The sequence below is a fragment of the Methylobacterium sp. TK31 genome (genome assembly GCF_055361545.1).
In genome coordinates, this window is sequence record NZ_CM143964.1 from 3,764,802 (window position 1) to 3,782,340 (window position 17,539).

General features: G+C 72.8%; 17 protein-coding genes. 14 read left to right on the forward strand and 3 right to left on the reverse strand.

The genetic code is table 11. The annotated features are described in order from the left end of the window. The first annotated feature begins 7 nt into the window (after positions 1-7). The 5 genes from cobN to cobJ all read left to right on the forward strand — a co-directional run bounded on the left by cobN (position 8) and on the right by cobJ (position 7,227). Entirely contained in the window at positions 8-3,361 is a 3,354-nt protein-coding gene (cobN, locus tag ACXJY8_RS17455) for a cobaltochelatase subunit CobN (protein WP_463771274.1), read from the forward strand. A 68-nt stretch (positions 3,362-3,429) separates the two neighbouring features. Continuing rightward, complete coding sequence (locus ACXJY8_RS17460; protein ID WP_463771276.1) at positions 3,430-5,034, forward strand: ferredoxin-like domain-containing protein; 1,605 nt, start codon at positions 3,430-3,432, stop codon at positions 5,032-5,034. After that, the gene (locus ACXJY8_RS17465; protein ID WP_463771279.1) at positions 5,031-5,663 is read left to right on the forward strand and encodes a precorrin-8X methylmutase; all 633 of its coding nucleotides are present in this window, start codon (positions 5,031-5,033) and stop codon (positions 5,661-5,663) included. The genes ACXJY8_RS17460 and ACXJY8_RS17465 overlap by 4 nt, the downstream gene beginning before the upstream one ends. Beyond that, positions 5,663-6,454, forward strand: a complete 792-nt coding sequence (locus tag ACXJY8_RS17470; RefSeq protein WP_463771282.1) for a precorrin-2 C(20)-methyltransferase — start codon at positions 5,663-5,665, stop codon at positions 6,452-6,454. Before ACXJY8_RS17465 ends, ACXJY8_RS17470 begins: the two co-directional genes overlap by 1 nt. Then, positions 6,451-7,227 carry a precorrin-3B C(17)-methyltransferase gene (gene cobJ / locus ACXJY8_RS17475; protein WP_463771284.1) on the forward strand — a complete coding sequence of 259 codons (777 nt, stop codon included), beginning with the start codon at positions 6,451-6,453 and terminating at the stop codon, positions 7,225-7,227. The genes ACXJY8_RS17470 and cobJ overlap by 4 nt, the downstream gene beginning before the upstream one ends. Positions 7,228-7,247: 20 nt before the next feature. Here the strand turns inward: cobJ and ACXJY8_RS17480 are convergent, their stop codons facing one another. Then, positions 7,248-7,979: a cobalt-precorrin-6A reductase gene (locus ACXJY8_RS17480; RefSeq protein WP_463771288.1), complete on the reverse strand. Its 732-nt coding sequence runs from the start codon at positions 7,977-7,979 to the stop codon at positions 7,248-7,250. Positions 7,980-8,007: 28 nt separating this feature from the next. Between ACXJY8_RS17480 and cbiE the strand changes: the two genes are divergently transcribed. The 4 genes from cbiE to ACXJY8_RS17500 are packed head-to-tail and all read left to right on the forward strand — an operon-like array spanning position 8,008 to position 11,769. Then, positions 8,008-9,246 carry a precorrin-6y C5,15-methyltransferase (decarboxylating) subunit CbiE gene (gene cbiE / locus ACXJY8_RS17485; RefSeq protein ID WP_463780743.1) on the forward strand — a complete coding sequence of 413 codons (1,239 nt, stop codon included), beginning with the start codon at positions 8,008-8,010 and terminating at the stop codon, positions 9,244-9,246. After that, entirely contained in the window at positions 9,225-9,668 is a 444-nt protein-coding gene (locus tag ACXJY8_RS17490; protein WP_463771290.1) for a cobalamin biosynthesis protein, read from the forward strand. Before cbiE ends, ACXJY8_RS17490 begins: the two co-directional genes overlap by 22 nt. Then, positions 9,665-10,462, forward strand: a complete 798-nt coding sequence (cobM, locus tag ACXJY8_RS17495; RefSeq protein ID WP_463771292.1) for a precorrin-4 C(11)-methyltransferase — start codon at positions 9,665-9,667, stop codon at positions 10,460-10,462. Before ACXJY8_RS17490 ends, cobM begins: the two co-directional genes overlap by 4 nt. Then, positions 10,459-11,769, forward strand: coding sequence for a cobyrinic acid a,c-diamide synthase CobB (locus tag ACXJY8_RS17500; protein ID WP_463771294.1), 1,311 nt, complete (start codon positions 10,459-10,461; stop codon positions 11,767-11,769). Before cobM ends, ACXJY8_RS17500 begins: the two co-directional genes overlap by 4 nt. A 17-nt stretch (positions 11,770-11,786) precedes the next feature. On the opposite strand, the gene ACXJY8_RS17505 is transcribed toward ACXJY8_RS17500, so the two are convergent. Further along, complete coding sequence (locus tag ACXJY8_RS17505) at positions 11,787-12,212, reverse strand: helix-turn-helix domain-containing protein (RefSeq protein ID WP_463771296.1); 426 nt, start codon at positions 12,210-12,212, stop codon at positions 11,787-11,789. 468 nt (positions 12,213-12,680) lie between these two features. Between ACXJY8_RS17505 and hmuQ the strand changes: the two genes are divergently transcribed. Both hmuQ and ACXJY8_RS17515 read left to right on the forward strand, forming a co-directional pair. Further along, positions 12,681-13,016: a heme-degrading protein HmuQ gene (hmuQ, locus tag ACXJY8_RS17510; protein ID WP_463780746.1), complete on the forward strand. Its 336-nt coding sequence runs from the start codon at positions 12,681-12,683 to the stop codon at positions 13,014-13,016. 489 nt (positions 13,017-13,505) lie between these two features. Then, entirely contained in the window at positions 13,506-15,008 is a 1,503-nt protein-coding gene (locus ACXJY8_RS17515; protein ID WP_463771300.1) for an exopolysaccharide biosynthesis polyprenyl glycosylphosphotransferase, read from the forward strand. 25 nt (positions 15,009-15,033) lie between these two features. Here the strand turns inward: ACXJY8_RS17515 and ACXJY8_RS17520 are convergent, their stop codons facing one another. Next, on the reverse strand, positions 15,034-15,522 hold the full coding sequence (locus ACXJY8_RS17520) for a Fur family transcriptional regulator (protein WP_463771303.1): 489 nt from the start codon (positions 15,520-15,522) through the stop codon (positions 15,034-15,036). A gap of 116 nt (positions 15,523-15,638) precedes the next feature. On the opposite strand from ACXJY8_RS17520, the gene ACXJY8_RS17525 reads away from it, so the two are divergent. From ACXJY8_RS17525 to ACXJY8_RS17535, 3 genes are read left to right on the forward strand one after another with little or no spacing between them, the layout of a single operon-like run. Further along, the gene (locus ACXJY8_RS17525) at positions 15,639-15,770 is read left to right on the forward strand and encodes a hypothetical protein (RefSeq protein WP_463771306.1); all 132 of its coding nucleotides are present in this window, start codon (positions 15,639-15,641) and stop codon (positions 15,768-15,770) included. Next, entirely contained in the window at positions 15,767-16,669 is a 903-nt protein-coding gene (locus tag ACXJY8_RS17530; RefSeq protein ID WP_463771309.1) for a metal ABC transporter ATP-binding protein, read from the forward strand. The genes ACXJY8_RS17525 and ACXJY8_RS17530 overlap by 4 nt, the downstream gene beginning before the upstream one ends. A gap of 38 nt (positions 16,670-16,707) precedes the next feature. After that, a complete protein-coding gene (locus tag ACXJY8_RS17535) occupies positions 16,708-17,532 on the forward strand; it encodes a metal ABC transporter permease (protein ID WP_463780748.1) in 825 nt (274 codons plus the stop codon). Positions 17,533-17,539: the final 7 nt, after the last annotated feature.

The following is a 17,539-nucleotide window of genomic DNA, read 5'->3' on the forward strand; positions in this document are numbered from 1 at the left end:
CTCCCCCATGCACCTGATCCGCATCGATACGGTCTCCCTCGACGAGGGCGAAGCCGCGGTCGATCTCGGTCAGGCGCCGGGGGACATCGTGTTCCTGTCCTTCACCGATTCGGATCTCTTCGGCATGGCCGGCGCTCACGCGGCGGCCTTCCCGTCGGGTTCGGCCGAAATCCCGACCCTGCGGCTCGCCAAGCTCGCCAAGCTCCGCCACCCGATGTCGGTGGACCTCTACGTCGAATCGGTGATCGCCCGGGCGCGGATCGTGGTGATCCGCTGCCTCGGCGGGCTCGATTACTGGCGCTACGGCCTCGAGCGCGCCGGCGCGGCCGCCCGCGCCGCCGGGGTCGTGCTCGTGGTGCTGCCGGGCGACGACCGGCCCGACCCGCGCCTCGACGCCTATTCCACGAAGCCGGACCTCGCCCCCGCCTTCAACGCCTATTTCCGGGCCGGCGGCGCGGCGAACCTGCGGCGCCTGGTCGGGCGCATCGCCGCCGAGATCGGATACGGCACGGCGGTCGAGCCGCCCCTGCCCCTGCCGCGCGGCTTCGTCTGCTGCCCGGGCTGCGGCCCCGTCGCGGACGGTCAGGCCCTGTCCGCCGGGCGGCCGTTCCAGACCGTCCCCCACGCGGCGCCGCTGGCGCTGCTCGTGGTCTACCGGTCGAGCGTGCTCTCCGGCGACACCGCGCCGATCGCCGCCCTCGGCGCCGCGCTCCAGGCTCGCTGCCTCGCGGTGCTGGCCGTGGCGGTGTCGAGCCTCAAGGACCCCGCCGCGACCGAGCCCCTGCGGGCCGCCATCGCGGCGCATCGGCCCGCCATCGTGATCGCCGCCACCGCCTTCTCGGCCCGGGAGGATGCGGGTTTCGTCCTCGACGGCGCCGATTGCCCGGTGATCCAGGCCTTCAGCATCGGCGCGGCGCGGGACGCCTGGAGTGCCTCGGCCCGGGGCATGGGTGCGGCCGACCTCGCCATGCAGGTCGCCCTGCCGGAATTCGACGGGCGGCTCTCCGGGTTTCCGATCTCGTTCAAGGAGGAGGGTCCGGAGACCGAGGGCTTCGCCGGGCGCCGGGCCGTGCCCCATGCCGAGGGCATCGCGGCGCTCGCCGAGCGCGCTGCCGCCTGGGTCCGCCTCGCGCGCCTGCCCCCGGCCGAGCGCCGCCTCGCCCTGGTGCTCTCGGACTATCCCGCCCGCGGCGGACGCGCGGGCTTCGCCGTCGGCCTCGACACCCCGGAGAGCGCACGGGCGATCGTCGCGGACCTGCGCCAAGCGGGCTACGGCGTCGGCGCGCTGCCTGAGGCCGATGCCCTCATGCGGGGGCTGACGGGGGAAGCGAAGGACTTCGCGGTCGCCCTCGAAGCCTATCGGGAGTGGCTCGGCACGCTGCCCGAGACCGCCCGTGCGGCCCTCGACGCCGAGTGGGGTCCGCCCGAGGCCGACCCGGCCTGCCGGGACGGCGCGTTCCGCTTCGCGAGCGTGGCCCCGGAGGGCGGACGCCTCGCCGTGTTCCTCCAGCCCGATCGCGGACGGTCGGCGGACCGGAAGGCCGCCTATCACGACCCCGACGCGGTGCCGACCCACGCCTATCTCGCCTTCCATCTCGGCCTGCGCACCCGGTTCGACGCCCTGGTCCATCTCGGCACCCACGGCACCACGGAGTGGCTGCCGGGCAAGGCGGTCGCGCTGTCGCCGGAATGCTGGCCGGCCCGCGCCGTCGGGGCGCTCCCGGTGGTCTATCCGTTCATCGTCGACGATCCGGGCGAGGCCGCGCCCCTGAAGCGGCGCCTGGGCGGCGTCGCCCTCGGGCACCTGACGCCGCAGACCGGCGTGACGGGGCTCGACCCCGACGCGGCGCGCCTGCGCGAGCTCGTGGAGGAATACTCCGCCGCCAGCGTCCTCGATCCGCGCCGCGCCGCGATCCTGGCCCGCACCATCCTCGACGAGGCGATGTCGGCCGGGCTCCTGGCCGGCGCCGGAATCGACGCCGACACCCCGATGCCGGACGCGCTGGCGGCCCTCGACGCGCATCTCTGCGACCTCGGAGAGGTCACCGCCCGCGACGGGCTGCACGTCTTCGGCCGCGCCGACCCGGAGGCGCCCGCCGCCGTGGCGGCCTGCGCCGAGGGCGAGCGCCTCGGCCTGCTGCGGGCCCTCGACGGGCGCTTCGTGGCGCCCGGTCCGGCCGGCTCGCCGTCGCGCGGGCGCACCGACGTGATGCCGACGGGGCGCAACCTCGCCACCCTCGACCCGCGCAGCCTGCCGACCCGGGCCGCGACCACCCTGGGCGCCAGGGCTGCAGACGCCGTGGTGCTGCGCTACCTGCAGGACGAGGGCGAGTACCCGGCCCGGATCGTCATGGACCTCTGGGCCTCGCCCACCCTGCGCACCGGCGGCGAGGACATTGCGCACGCCCTGGCGCTGATGGGCGTGCGCCCGGTCTGGGACCATGCCTCCACCCGGGTCACCGGTTTCGAGGTGCTGCCGCTGGCGCTCCTCGACAGGCCGCGCATCGACGTGACGGTGCGGGTCTCCGGCGCCTTCCGGGATACCTTTCCCGAGACGCTGTCGCTGCTCGCGCGCGCCTCCGAGGCGGTGGCCGCCCGCGAGGAAGAGGACGACGAGAACCCGCTGGCCGCCGCCCGCCGGCGGGGCGAGGCGCCGGCTCGCGTCTACGGCGCGGCGCCCGGGCGCTACGGCGCGGGGGCCGGCGGCCTCGCACTCGACGGGGCCTGGGACAGCCGCGACGATCTCGGGCGCGCCTATCTCGACGCCACGTCGCACGCCTATGGCGGCGCGGCGGATGCGGCGGATGCGGGCTTCGCCGCCCGGGTGGCGGCGGCCGACGCCTACGTGCACGCCTTCGACGTGGCTGAGCGCGACCTCCTCGACGGCGACGCCGCCGTGGAGGCGATGGGCGGCTTCTCGGCCGCCGCCGCGCTGACAGGGGCGAGCCCCGCGCTCTACAGTCTCGACGTCGCTACGTCCGAGACCCCGAAGGCCCGGACCGCCCGCGAGGACGCCGCCCGCCTGATTCGGGGGCGCCTCGCCCATCCGCGCTGGATCGCGGCGCAGCTCCGGCACGGCTATCGCGGCGCCCAGGAACTGGCGCAAGGGGTCGACGCGGTGTTCGTTCTTGCCGCGACCACGGACGCGGTCTCGGACGCCGATCTCGACCGGCTCTACGGGGCGATGATCGCCGACCTCGAGACCTTCGAGACACTGCGGGCGGCCAATCCGGAGGCGGCCCGCGCCATCCTCGAGCGCTTCGACGAAGCCCGCCGGCGCGGCCTCTGGACCACCCGGCGCAACGCCATGGCTTCTGATGAGATGGCGGCCGACGAGTTGCTGCGCGAGGCGGCGGAATGAGCGCGCCCCGCCGCGTCGCCCCGGAGGCGCCGAGCCGGCGCGGCTGGTGCCCGAGCCTCGCCCGGCCGATGCCCACCGGCGACGGCCTGCTCGCCCGCGTCCACCCGCCTCTCGGACGCCTCACATCAGCCCAGGCCCGGGCGGTCGCGGCGGGGGCGCGCCGCTTCGGCAACGGCCATGTCGACGTCACTGCCCGGGCCAACCTGCAGATCCGCGGCGTCACCGAGGCGACCCGCTGCGGTCTCTCCGAGGCGTTGGCGGCCGTCGGGCTCGGCGATGTCCGCCATGACGGAGGCCCGCAGCGCCTGACCCTGACCACGCCGCTAGCGGGGCTCGAATCCGGCGCGCCAATCGATGTGCCGGCCCTAGCGCGACGAATCGAGGCGATCGGGCTTGCGATCCCTGGCCTGCCGCCGAAGACGCTCGTCGCGGTCGAGGCAGACGCGCACGGGATCACCCTCGGCACGGCGGAGGCCGACCTTCACTGCGTCGTGACCGGGCGAGACCTGGCGCTGCATCTGGCCGGCAATGCAGCTTGGTGGCACCTGCCCGCCGCCGACGCCCAGACCGTCGTGGAGGCAGCCATGCGCCTGCTCGCGGCGAGCGGAGCACGCCGGATGCGCGATGTCTCCGCCGAGGTTCGCGCGGACGCCCTGGCGCGCTTCGGCCTGCACCGCGTCCCGGCCCCGGCCGTTCGGGGAATCCCGCAACCAGGCTTGTTCGTTCTTGAGAACAGTTCGCCCACCACCCCTGTCAGGTCCGAGCGCGGGTCCCCTCTCCTGGAAGGCAGGGCGATCGCAGTTACGGGTCTGCCCGTTGAAAACCCACATGCAGCCCCCCGTCATCCCGGGGCCGCGCAGCGGAACCCGGGATCCAGAAACGCTGGCGGCGCAAGATTTTACACCGTCAGCGGCTCTGGATTCCGAGCTCGCCTGCGGCGCTCCGGAATGATGGAGTGGTGCCATCCGCAATCGCCTCTCCTGGAAGGCAAAATCCCAAAAGGAGAGGGACAGGGTGAGGTGCGTGGATCATCCGGAGAGCTCACACACTTCACCCCAACCCTCTCCTTCCAGGAGAGGGAGCGCAGGCGCGCTTCAGGCTCTCAAGCGGAGGGGCCCGTCGCGCTCCTCGTCGACGCCCCGTTCGGGCGCTGCACCGCCGATGCCCTCGACAGTCTCGCCGACACGGCGGATGCCGCCGGTGCGAACGATCTGCGCCTCTCGCCGACGCGTGGCTTCCTTCTCGTGTGCCGAAACGCCGGAACCGCCGAGATCGCGCGAAAGACCCTCGCCGAAGCCGGCTTCCTGACGCGGGCCGACGATCCGCGCGGGGCGGTAGCCGCCTGCCCGGGCGCGCCGGCCTGCGCCTCGGGCTCGACGCCGACCCTGCGCGACGCCGCCCGCCTGGCGGAGGCGTTCCGGCCCTTCGCGGCCCGCGGCCTGCGCGCCCATGTCTCGGGCTGCCCCAAGGGCTGCGCCCATCCGGGGGCCGCCGACCTTACCCTCGTCGGGCGGGACGGACAGTACGACGTGGTGCTGTCCGGGCGGCCCGATGCGTTGCCGGCGACGCGCCTCCCTTTCGAGGCCGCGCTGGAGCGCGTAAGGAGGGCGGATTCGGCATTATCCCTCGCCCAGATCGTCCCAGAACACCCGCCAGGACCACGACCGTCATGAGTTCCCGCCTCGACTACCTGCGTGACGGAGGGGCGATCTATGCCCGCTCCTTCGCGATGATCCGGGCCGAGGCCGATCTCGCGCGCTTCCAGGGCACCGCCGAGCGTGTCGTGGTGCGGATGATCCATGCCTGCGGCATGACCGACCTGCCGCGCGACGTCGAGGCCTCGCCCGATTTCGCGCAAGCCGGCGAAGCGGCCCTGAAGGCCGGCGCGCCGATCCTGTGCGACGTGCGCATGGTCGCCGACGGCGTCACGCGGGCGCGGCTGCCCGCCGACAACCGGGTGATCTGCACCCTGAGCGACCCGCGCGTGCCGGAGCTCGCCGCCGCCATGAACACCACCCGCTCGGCCGCCGCCATGGAGCTCTGGCGCGAGCACCTGCCCGGCAGCGTCGTGGCGGTGGGCAATGCCCCGACCTCGCTGTTCCGCCTGCTCGAACTCCTCGACGAGGGCGTGCCGCCACCGGCGGCCGTCATCGGCATCCCGGTGGGCTTCGTCGGCGCCGCCGAATCGAAGGAAGCGCTCGCCCGCGACGGCCGTGTGCCCTTCATCGTGGTCCATGGCCGGCGTGGCGGCAGCGCCATGACGGCCGCGGCCGTCAACGCGCTCGCGCAAGAGATCGAGTGATGGAGTCGGGCGAGCGGCGTCTCCTCGAGGTGGCGGAGCGGACCGAGATCCCGCGCGCGGCGACCACCGGCACCCTGTTCGGGGTCGGCATGGGCCCGGGCGAGCCGGACTACCTCACCGTGCGCGCCATGCGGGTGCTGGAGCGGGCCCCAGTGCTGGTGCATTTCTGCAAGAAGGGCCGGCGCGGCAATGCCCGCACCATCGCGGACGCCGTGCTCGCCGCCGAGCCGGGGCGCGAATACCCTCTGGTCTATCCCTACACCACCGAGCTGCACCCCGAGCACCCGGACTACGTCGCGGCGCTCGCGGCCTTCTACGACGACGCGGCCGGGCGCCTCGCCGACCATCTCGGCGCAGGCCGGGACGTGGCGATCCTGTCGGAGGGCGATCCGTTCTTCTACGGTTCGTTCATGCACCTGTGGCGCCGCCTGAAGGACCGCTTCCCCGTGGAGGTGGTGCCCGGCGTCACCGGCATGTCCGGCTGCTGGACCCGGGCCGGCACCCCGATCACCTGGGGCGACGACGTGCTCACCGTGCTTCCCGCCACCCTGCCGCACGCCGCCCTGGTGGAGCGCCTGCGCGCCACGGACGCCGCCGTGCTGATGAAGCTCGGCCGCCACCTGCCGAAGGTGCGGGCGGCGCTGGCCGAGGCCGGCGTGCTGGAGCGCGCGGTCTATGTCGAGCGCGGCACCATGGCGGGCGAGCAGGTGATCGCCCTCAAGGACAAGCCCGACGACGTAGCGCCCTATTTCTCGATGGTGCTCCTGCCCGGCGAGGGACGCCGGCCGTGAGCGGCCCGTCTGCGGGGACCGGTTCGGTCACGGTCATCGGTTTGGGCCCCGGCGATCCGCGCCTGCTGACGGCCGCCGCCCAGGAGGCCCTGGCCCAGGCGCAGGACCTCATCGGCTACATCCCCTACGTCGCCCGCGTGCCCGAGCGGCCGGGGCTCGTCCGCCACGCCAGCGACAACCGCGTCGAGGTCGACCGGGCCCGCCACGCCCTCGAACTCGCCGCCGCCGGCCGGCGCGTCGCGGTGGTCTCGGGCGGCGATCCCGGCGTGTTCGCCATGGCTGCGGCCGTGTTCGAGGCGGTGGAGGCCGGCGACCCGGCCTGGGCTCGGCTCCCCATCACGGTGGAGCCCGGCATCACCGCGATGCTGGCCGCGGCCGCCCGCCTCGGCGCGCCGCTCGGCGGCGATTTCTGCGCGATGTCGCTCTCGGACAACCTCAAGCCCTGGGAGGTCATCACCGCCCGGCTGGAGGCGGTGCTGCGGGCGGATTTCGTGATCTCCCTCTACAATCCGATCTCCTCCGCCCGGCCGTGGCAGCTCGGCAAGGCCCTCGACCTGGCCGCCGAGATCCGGCGCGGCGACACGCCGGTGATCTTCGCGCGCGCGGTCTCGCGGCCCGACGAGGCGATCCGGGTGCTCACCCTCGACGAGGCCCGCACGGCGACGGCCGACATGGCCACGATGGTGATCATCGGCGCCTCGGCCACCCGCCTGATCCCGCGCGGCGACGCGACGCCCTTCGTCTACACGCCGCGCAGCGTGCCGGCGGCGTGATGCGCGGGTCGGCGCAGGCTTCAGAGCGCGGCGATCCCCGCGAGGGCCGCCGCGGCGTCCGGCACGCTCGACACGTCCGGTTTCTCCGGGCGGTCGACCATCACGACCGGCAGGCCCAGCGCCCGCGCGGCGGCGATCTTGCCGTAGGTGGCGCTGCCCCCGGAATTCTTGCTGACCAGGATCTCGATCGCCCCCTCGGCCAGGAACGCCGCCTCGGCGCCTTCGTCGAACGGACCGCGGGCCTGGATGGACGTCAGCCGCGGCACCGGCAGGACGATGTCCTCAATGGCCCGCACGACGTAGTCGTGCTGTGGCGCGCCGGCGAAGGCCGCGACCTCCTGCCGGCCGATGGTGAGGAAGACCCGGCGCGGTTCGGGGCCGAGCGCCCGGGCGGCGGCGGCCATGTCGGGCACTTCCGTCCAGCGGTCGCCGGCCACCCGCGTCCAGGCCGGACGGCGGATCGCCAGCAGGCGCGTCCCGGTCCGGGCGCAGGCCTCGGCGGCGTTGGCGCTCATCCGGGCCGCGAAGGGATGCGTGGAGTCGACCACGAGGTCGGTGCGGTCCTCGGCCAGCCAGGCAGCCAGGCCCGCCGCGCCGCCGAACCCGCCGATCCGCGTCGGTACGGGCTCCGCCTTCGGCTGGCTGGTGCGGCCGGCGAGCGACAGGGTGATTGCGTCGCGGCGACCCATGGCCAGGAGCCCGCGCACCAGGGCGCTCGCCTCGCCGGTGCCGCCCAGGATCAGTATCCGCATGCTCCCCCCACCCTCGGGGCCGTTCTCCATGACCGGTGACAGCCTGTCCACCGCCCCGCCGGCCGCCCCCTGGCTCACCATCGTGGGCATCGGCGAGGATGGCCGCGCCGGCTTGAGCCCCGCCGCCGCCACAGCCCTCGACGGCGCGCGCCTCGTCTACGGCGGACGTCGGCACCTTGCCCTGGCCGCGCCGCTGGCCGCCGAGACGCAGGTCTGGCCGAGCCCGATCGCGGATGCCTATCCGGGCCTCCTGGCCCGGCGCGGGACACCGACCTGCATCCTGGCGACCGGCGATCCGTTCCATTACGGCATCGGCGCCGAGATCGCCCGCCTCGTCCCGGCCGAAGAGATGCGGGTCTTCTCCCAGCCCTCCGCCTTCAGCCTCGCGGGTGCCCGCCTCGGCTGGCCCCTGGCGGAGACGGGCTGCCTCACCCTGCACGGCCGGGCGCTGCCCCGGCTGATCCCGCATCTCCAGCCCGGCGCCCGCCTCCTGGTCCTGACCTGGGACGAGACCACCCCGGCGGCGGTCGCCGCGCTCCTGGCCGAGCGCGGCCTCGGTGCGTCCCGCCTCACCGTCCTGGAGGCCATGGGCGGCCCGCGCGAGCGCCGGCGCAGCGCGACCGCCGAGGGCTTCGACCTCACCGGGATCGACCCGCTCAACACCCTCGGCATCGAGGTCGTCGGCCCGCCGACGGCGCAGGTCGTCACCCTCAGCCCCGGCCTCGACGACGCCTGGTTCGAACATGACGGCCAGCTCACCAAGGCCGACATCCGGGCCGTGACGCTGGCGGCCCTGCGCCCGCGCGCCGGCCAGATCCTGTGGGACATCGGTGCCGGGGCCGGCTCGATCTCCATCGAATGGATGCTGCGCCATCCGAGCCTCCGGGCCATCGCCGTCGAGGGCAATCCGGCCCGGGCCGCCCGCATCGCCCGCAACGCAGGCCGCCTCGGCGTGCCGGACCTGCGCGTGGCGGAAGGCGGGGCGCCGGGGGCGCTCGCCGGATTGCCGGCGCCGGACGCGATCTTCATCGGCGGCGGCGTCACCGCGCCGGGGGTCCTCGACGCGGCCCTCGCCGCCCTCCCCCCGGGCGGACGCCTCGTCGCCAACGTGGTAACCCTAGAGGGTGAGGCCGTGCTGCTCGCGGCCTTCGCGCAGCGCGGCGGGACCCTCAAGCGCCTGACGGTGGCCCATGCCGATCCGGTCGGGCACCTGCATGGCTGGCGCGCCGCGATGCCGGTGACGCAATGGGCGTGGGTCAAGCGGTGATACCAGGCCAATCCTGCACGCCCGACATCGTCGCGGGACTTGGTTTCCGCCACGCCACCACGGCCGTCGAGATCGTCACCCTGATCGAACGGGCCTTCACGGAGGCCAGCCTGCCGCGCGCGCGCCTCGCGCGCCTGGCCACCGCCGCCGACCGAGCGGGGGAGCCGGCGATTCGTGCCGTCGCCGAGGCCATGGATTGCCCCTTGGATGCGATCGACCCCGACGCCCTGATCGCCGTGGACGCCCGCGTTCCCACCCGCTCGCAGCGCATCGAGACGTCTCGCCGGATCGGCTCGGTCGCGGAGGCCGCAGCCCTCGCCGCCGCCGGGGCCGGTGCGACGCTGCTGGCACCCCGAATCGCCAGTGCGGGGGCGACCTGCGCCCTTGCGCTTCGCGCACAATCCGTCACGCAGGGGCCATGACCGTTCACTTCATCGGCGCCGGACCGGGTGCCGCCGACCTCATCACCGTCCGCGGCCGCGACCTCATCGCGCGCTGCCCCGTCTGCCTGCATGCGGGGTCCCTCGTCGCGCCCGAGATCCTGGGCTGGTGCCCGCCGGGCGCCCGCATCGTCGACACCGCGCCCCTCGACCTCGACGCCATCGTGGCCGAATGCGCGGCCGCCCACGCGGCGGGCCAGGACGTGGCGCGCCTGCATTCGGGCGACCTCTCGATCTGGAGCGCGCTCGCCGAACAGACCCGCCGCCTCACCCAGGCCGGCATTCCCTTCACCGTGACCCCGGGCGTGCCTTCCTTCGCCGCCGCCGCCGCGCTCCTGCGGCGCGAGCTCACCGTGCCGGGCCTCGCCCAGTCGGTCGTCCTCACCCGCACCTCGGGGCGCGCCAGCGCCATGCCGGAGCGCGAGACCCTGGCGGCCTTCGCGGCCACCGGCGCCACCCTCGCTCTGCACCTCTCGATCCACGTCATCGACGCGGTCGTCGCCGAGCTGACGCCGTTTTACGGGGCCAGCTGCCCGGCTGCGGTGGTGTTTCGCGCCACCTGGCCCGACGAGCGGGTGCTCACCGGAACCCTGGCGACGATCGCCGGCCAGGTGGCCGAGGCCGGGCTGGAGCGCACGGCGCTGATCCTGGTGGGCCCCGCCCTCGACCCGGCGGAGTTCCGGGAGAGCGCCCTGTATTCCCCCGACTATGACCGGCGCTTCCGCCCGACGGGCGAGACCGTGCTGGCCGAGCGCGTGGACGGAGAGCGGGCATGAGCGTGCCCGGCCTCCTCGTCGCGGCGCCGCGCTCCAGTTCGGGCAAGACCACCGTGACCCTGGCGCTGATGCGGGCGCTCGCCCGCCGGGGCCTCGCCGTGCGCGGCGCCAAGTGCGGGCCCGACTACATCGACCCCGCCTTCCACCAGGCCGCCACCGGCCATCCGAGCTTCAACCTCGACAGCTTCGCCATGCCGGAGCCGATGCTCGACGCGGTGGCGGCCCTCGCGGCCACGGGCGCCGACCTCGTCGTCGCGGAGGGCTCGATGGGGCTGTTCGACGGCATCGTGGCGGCGGAGGGGCGCACGGGCGCCAATGCCGACATCGCCGCGCGCTACGGCTGGCCCGTGATCCTCGTCCTCGACGTCTCCGGCGCCGCCCAATCGGCCGCCGCCCTCGCCCTCGGCTGCAGGGCCTACGACCCACGCATCCGCATCGCCGGGGTGATCCTCAACAAGGTCGCGAGCGCCCGCCACCGCCGCCTCGTCGAGACGGGCCTGAGCCGCATCGGCATGCCGGTGCTCGGGGCGCTGATGCGGGATGCGAGCCTCGTCCTGCCCGAGCGCCATCTCGGCCTCGTCCAGGCCCGCGAGACCAACGACCTCGAGAGCCGCCTCGACCGCCTCGCCGACCTCGCAGAGGCGGGCCTCGACCTCGACGCGATCCTGGCGGTCGCGGCCGGGGCGGCCCCCGCTCCCGGCGCCGGCCTCCTGCCCCGCCCGCCGGGCCAGCGCATCGCTATCGCGTCCGATGCGGCGTTCTCGTTCCTGTATCCGCACATGGCGGCGGGTTGGCGGACGGCGGGGGCCGAACTCGTCCCGTTCTCGCCCCTGGCCGACGAGCCGCCCCCGGCCGATTGCGATGCCTGCTGGCTGCCCGGCGGCTATCCCGAACTTCATGCCGCCCCCCTGGCGCGGGCGGATCGCTTCCTTGCCGGCCTCAGGGATTTCGCGCGCGGCAAGCCGGTGCACGGCGAGTGCGGCGGCTACATGGTTCTGGGCGAGAGCCTGGAGGATGCGGAGGGCGTGACGCACGCCATGGCAGGCCTGCTGCCGGTGGCGACCTCCTACAGGACGCGCCGCCTGCATCTTGGCTACCGGGTCGCGACGCTACTAGCCGACGGCCCCCTCGGGGGAGTGAACGCGCGCCTTGTGGGGCACGAGTTCCACTATGCCAGCGAGCGGAGCGCGCCGCCGACGCCCGAGACGGGGCTTGCGGCGGTGACCGATGCCGAAGGCGTGCCCCTCGGGATCGCCGGGCATCGGCGCGGCTGCGTCACCGGGAGCTTCTTCCACTGGATCGGTTAGGGACTCACCGAGAGCCCCTAACCGGCTGCGGCAGCGGGTGCGGCGGGAGCCGCGGCGGGCTCGGGCGCCTGCTTGCCCATCTTCGCGGCCGTCCGCACGATGGCGAGCACGTCGCGTCGCAGCTGATCGTCCTCGATCAGCGCATAGGCGCGCAGAAGTTCGATCGCCCCCTGCGCGCTGAGGAAGCCGAACACGTCGGACTGCGTGCCGCCGACCTCGTCCTCCTCGAAGAAGGCCGAGACCGGCACTTCCAGGAGGCGGGCGATCTCGCGCAGGCGCCCGGCGCCGACGCGGTTCTGACCCTTCTCGTACTTCTGGACCTGCTGGAAGGTCACGCCGACGGCGGTCCCGAGCGCGGTCTGGCTCAGGCCGCGCGCCTTGCGCAGGGCGGTGATCCTCAATCCGACGAGGCGATCGACGTCGGTAGTCTGCTTCGGCATCATCTCTCGTTTCAGTCCCTAAAGAATTTTCTCAGCCCCCGCCCGGACCAGCCCCGGGGCGATGAGGTTTGAACGCTTTCGTACGGAGGCGTGCAGGATTCCTTAAGTTCATTCCCTACGAAACCAGGGCAGTCGACCGTCGATAGAACCGGACGGGAGAGACTATCCTTGTCTGCAGTCAAATGCCACTGGATGTTTACTCCGCATCAGCATCGGACGTGACCGTTCTGAGAGCTTGACCACAAAGCCGGCATAAATTGCAAGCCTGACGTTGTAACCGTCCCTCGCCAGTTTTCGCTGCGCCGCACGGGTCGGAGCCCGCGGACGGCGCGCGGAGAGGCCCCGTTCCGGGCCGCACCGCATCGGACGAAGCGCGACGCATGCGCCGGGGCGATGGCTTTCGTGCAGCGCCGCCCCAGGTCTAGACTGTCGGACCGGATCGTTCGCGACGCCGAAAAACCCAGGTGGATCATGTATATCGCTATGAATCGCTTCAAAGTAGTCAAGGACGCCACGGAAGATTTCGAGCAAGTCTGGCTCGGGCGCGACAGTCATCTCGGCGAGATGCCGGGCTTCGTCGAGTTCCATCTGCTGCGCGGTCCCGAAGCCGAGGATCACGTCCTCTACGCCTCGCACACGATCTGGTCGTCGAAGGCCGATTTCGAGGCCTGGACCCGTTCCGAGCAGTTTCGAAAGGCCCATGGCCGGGTGCCGTCGACCAAGCCCCTCTATCTGGGCCATCCGCAATTCGAGGGATTCGAGACGATCCAGACCGTCGCGCGGGCTGATTCGGAGACGGCCGCCTGATTCGCGGCGCGGCCCGGCGCTGGGCCGCAATTCGAAATGGCCGGCCCGGCGCACCACGCCGGGCCGCGGCCTACGCGGGTCTTCGCGACGCGGCCGGACCGCCCCGCCGAGGACCGCAGGTTCGGTCGCATCGGGCACGTGACAGTCTTCGCGCAGTCACGCGTGAAATTTCCTGCGCAACCCTCTTCGTCGGATCGACGTTGTGAGGCCGTGCGCGAGATCAGGCGGTTGCGCGACCGTCGATTCATGCGCGCGATCCATGCGTGACGCCGAAGCGGACATCTCTGGCCTCGCGAAACCTTGTCGAAACCGCGGCTCCGTCGCGGCTCGCGAAACAGTGCACGAAACGAGGACTGAGTCCGGGCCGGTCGAACGGTCCGAGGACTTCAGGCCCGTGTCTTGCACGGCTATTCTCTGTCACCATGACTGATTCGGGATTCGGCTCAATCCCGCACAGTCATCGCATCAGGACGGGACACGGCGCTCCAGATGTTTCATGATCGCATCCCAGCCGCTCTCGAGAAATTTCCGGTCCTCCGTCCGCGCCGCGACGTCTGGGCGGCCCTTCTCCCCCGCCGCAGCCGTGCCGCCTTCCGCCTCGGCCTATCGGCCGCGACCGCCGTCGCGGATGTCCTCGTCATCTTCTGCATCGCGGCCGGGATCGATCTCGCCTACCACGCCGCCTTCGACGCCACCCAGCCGGTGGTGGTCCATAGCGGCAGCTTCGAACTCGCCGCCCTGGTGGCGATCTTCGTCCTGCTGACGAATCTCGTCCGCGAGGATTACGACATCGAGACGCTGCTCGCGCGGCGCCCCCACCTGCGGCGTGCGGCCATAGTCTGGACCGGCGCCTGGGCCGTCGTCCTGCTGATCGGCTTCGCCACGAAGACGACCCACGAGTATTCGCGCCTCGTCTCGGTGGGGTTCTTCCTGGTGGGCCTGCCCGCGATCCTGCTGACCCGGGGGGTGATGCTGCGCCTGGTGCGCAGCGCGGCGACCTCGACCTCCGGCCAGACCAACCGGGTCCATCTCGTCGGCTACGAGGAGGACATCGCGCGCTTCTACGGCCACAACGACCCCGAGGCCCTCGGCCTGCGCGTCATCGGCACCAGCTATCTGCGCCCGCTCGACCCCGCGGGCGACGCCGAAGCCCGCCGCGCCCAGATGTCGGAAGATCTTGATCTCGCGGTCTCCGTGGTGCGCTTCCTGCGCCCGGACGACGTGTTCATCCTGGTGCCGTGGTCGGAGGCCTCCGACATCGAGCGCTGCATCGACGCCTTCCTGCGGGTGCCGGCGGCCTTGCATCTGCGCCCGGGCTCGGTGATGGACCGCTTCCCCGATCTCACCCTCGCCCGGGTCGGCCGCCTCTCGGGAATCAATATCGGGCGCCGGCCGCTCCAGGCGGGCGAGCTCTTCCTGAAGCGCAGCCTCGATCTCGCCCTCGCCCTGACGGCCCTGGTGCTGCTTGGGCCGCTCTTCCTCGTGGTCGCGGCCCTGATCAAGATCGACAGCCCGGGCCCGGTATTCTTCCGGCAGAAGCGCTACGGCTTCAACCAGCAGCCCTTCGGCGTCTTCAAGTTCCGCAGCATGAGGGCCGAGCCGGAGACGGTCTTCCGGCAGGCCACCCGCAACGACAGCCGCATCACACGGATCGGCCGGGTGCTGCGCCGTTCGAACATCGACGAACTGCCCCAGCTCATCAACGTCCTGCTGGGCGAGATGTCCCTCGTCGGGCCGCGCCCCCACGCCCTGGCGCACGACCGCAGCTTCGAGAACCGCATCGCCCTCTACGCCCGCCGCCACAACGTCATGCCGGGCATCACCGGCTGGGCGCAGGTGAACGGCCTGCGCGGCGAGACCCTCACCGACCTCGACATGGAGCGGCGGGTCCAGCACGACCTGCACTACATCGACAACTGGTCGATCTGGCTCGACCTGCGGATCATGTTCATGACCGTGTTCTCGCCGCGCGCCTACAGGAACGCCGGCTGAGCCGGAGGCGCGCCCGGCCCGGACGCTAGTCCGCGCCGGACCGGCCGAGGCAGGCGCCGCACTCGCCCTCGACCTCGAGGATGCGGCTCGTGGGCTTGAAGCCGGCCTTGGCCAGGGTGCGTCCGAGCTGGTCTTCCACCTCCGGCGAGGTGGTCTCGTCGATCGAGCCGCAATTGCGGCAGATCAGGAAGACGAGGCCGGCGCCGTCCGTGTGCGAGTGACCGCAGGACACGAAGGCGTTGCGGCTCGCGATCCGGTGGACGAGCCCGTGCTCGGTGAGGAAGTCGAGGGCGCGGTAGACCGAGACCGCCGCGACGCGGCGCCCCGGTTCGCTCAGGGCCTCGGCGATATCGTAGGCGCCCATCGGCCGCGTCTGCCCGGCCACCGCCGCCAGCACGTCGCGGCGCAGGCGTGTGAACTGCAGGTCGCGTTCGCGGCACAGGCGCTCCGCCCGGGCGATCGCTTCCGGCGCCCCGCCGCAACCGTGGTCATGCGCCGCCGCATGGTCGTGCATGGTCTGCCCCATCAGCCCGGGATGTTGGATCGAGCCGGCCCGTTGAACTGCCCGAGTGTTACAGTGTATCACCGCCAACATAAGCTGGCGCTCCCGTTCGGGCAAATGATCCATCCGTGACCCGAAACCCGCGTCCCCCCGTCTCCCTCCGCCACTCGCTGTTTCAGGCCGGTGCGTCCCTGCGCTTCGCGGTGGCGTCGGCGCTGACCCTGCTGCTCTGGGTCGCGATCCTGTGGGCCTCCCGATGAGCGGCGACCTGCCCGGCGCCATCGCGCTCCAGGGGCTGACCCTCGGCTACGACCGCCATCCGGCCGTCCATCACCTCGACGGGATCATCGCCCCCGGCGCCCTCCTGGCCCTGGTCGGGCCGAACGGCGCCGGCAAGTCGACCCTCCTGAAGGGCATCGTCGGCGAGATCCCGTGCCTCGAGGGCCGGATCGCGCGGCCCGGGCTCGACGACGCCATCGCCTACCTGCCCCAGGCGGCGGAGATCGACCGCAGCTTTCCCCTCAGCGTCCTCGATCTCGTGGCGATGGGCCTGTGGCGCCGCCTCGGTCCCTGGCGGAGCGCGCGGCGTCACCGGGCGACCTTGCTGCAGGCCTTGGCCGCTGTCGGCCTCGCCGGGTTCGAGACGCGCCTGATCGGCACCCTGTCGGGCGGCCAGTTCCAGCGCGCCCTGTTCGCCCGCCTGATCGTGCAGGATGCCCGCGTGCTGCTCCTAGACGAGCCGTTCACCGGCGTCGACGGGCGCACCACCTCCGACCTCTTGGCCCTGGTCCGCGCCTGGCACGGGCAGGGACGCACCATCGTGGCCGCCCTGCACGATCTCGGACAGGTCCGGAGCCACTTTCCGCACACCCTCCTCCTGGCGCGGGAGGCGGTGGCCTGGGGACCGACCGAGCGGGTGCTCACGCCCCGGAACCTCGCCCGCGCCCAGAGCCTGTCGGAGGCCTGGGACGAGGATGCGGCGGTCTGCGGCCGCCACGCGCAGACCGGACCGTCCCAAGGCCATGATCACGAGCACGGCCATGACCACGGCCAGGGTCATGCGCACCCGCATGAGCCCGCGCATCCCCGCGATCACGAGCCCGCGCATGATCAGGAGCATGAACACGGGCCTGCGCACGACCGGGGGCACGCCGCGTGATCGATCTCCTGTTCGGTCCCTTCGTCGAGTTCGGCTTCATGCGCCGGGCGCTGGTGGGCTGCCTCGCCCTGTCGCTCTCGGCGCCGCCCGTGGGCGTGTTCCTGATGCTGCGGCGCATGAGCCTGATGAGCGACGCTATGAGCCACGCGATCCTACCCGGGGCGGCCGTTGGCTTCCTGGTGGCGGGGCTGTCGCTGCCGGCCATGACGCTGGGCGGCCTCGCGGCCGGCCTCGCGGTGGCGCTAATGGCAGGGCTCGTCACCCGCTCCACCGTGATCAAGGAGGATGCGAGCCTGGCGGCCTTCTACCTGATCTCGCTCGCCGGCGGCGTCCTCCTAGTGTCCCTGCGCGGATCGCAGATCGACCTGCTGCACATCCTGTTCGGCAGCGTGCTCGCCCTCGACGATCCGGCCCTCTGGCTGCTCGGGGGCATCGCCACCGTGACCCTGTTCGGCCTGGCGGCGATCTACCGGCCCCTGGTGATGGAATGCGTCGACCCGCTGTTCCTGCGCACGGTGAGCCGCGCCGGCGGACCGGTGCACTACGCCTTCCTCGGCCTCGTGGTGATGAACCTGGTCGGCGGGTTCCAGGCCCTGGGCACCCTGCTGGCGGTGGGGCTGATGCTGCTCCCGGCCATCGCGGCGCGCTTCTGGGCAGCGGACCTGTCGGGCATGATCCCGGTCTCGGTGCTGATCGCGATGCTGTCGAGCGTGGTCGGCCTCATCGTGTCCTACCAAGCCGATCTGCCGACCGGACCCGCGATCGTGCTCGCGGCCGGCTGCTTCTACGTCGTCTCGATGCTGGTGGGACGCCGGGGCGGGCTGGTCTACCGGCTCGTCCGGGCCCGCCACCTGGAAGCGTGATCGACGG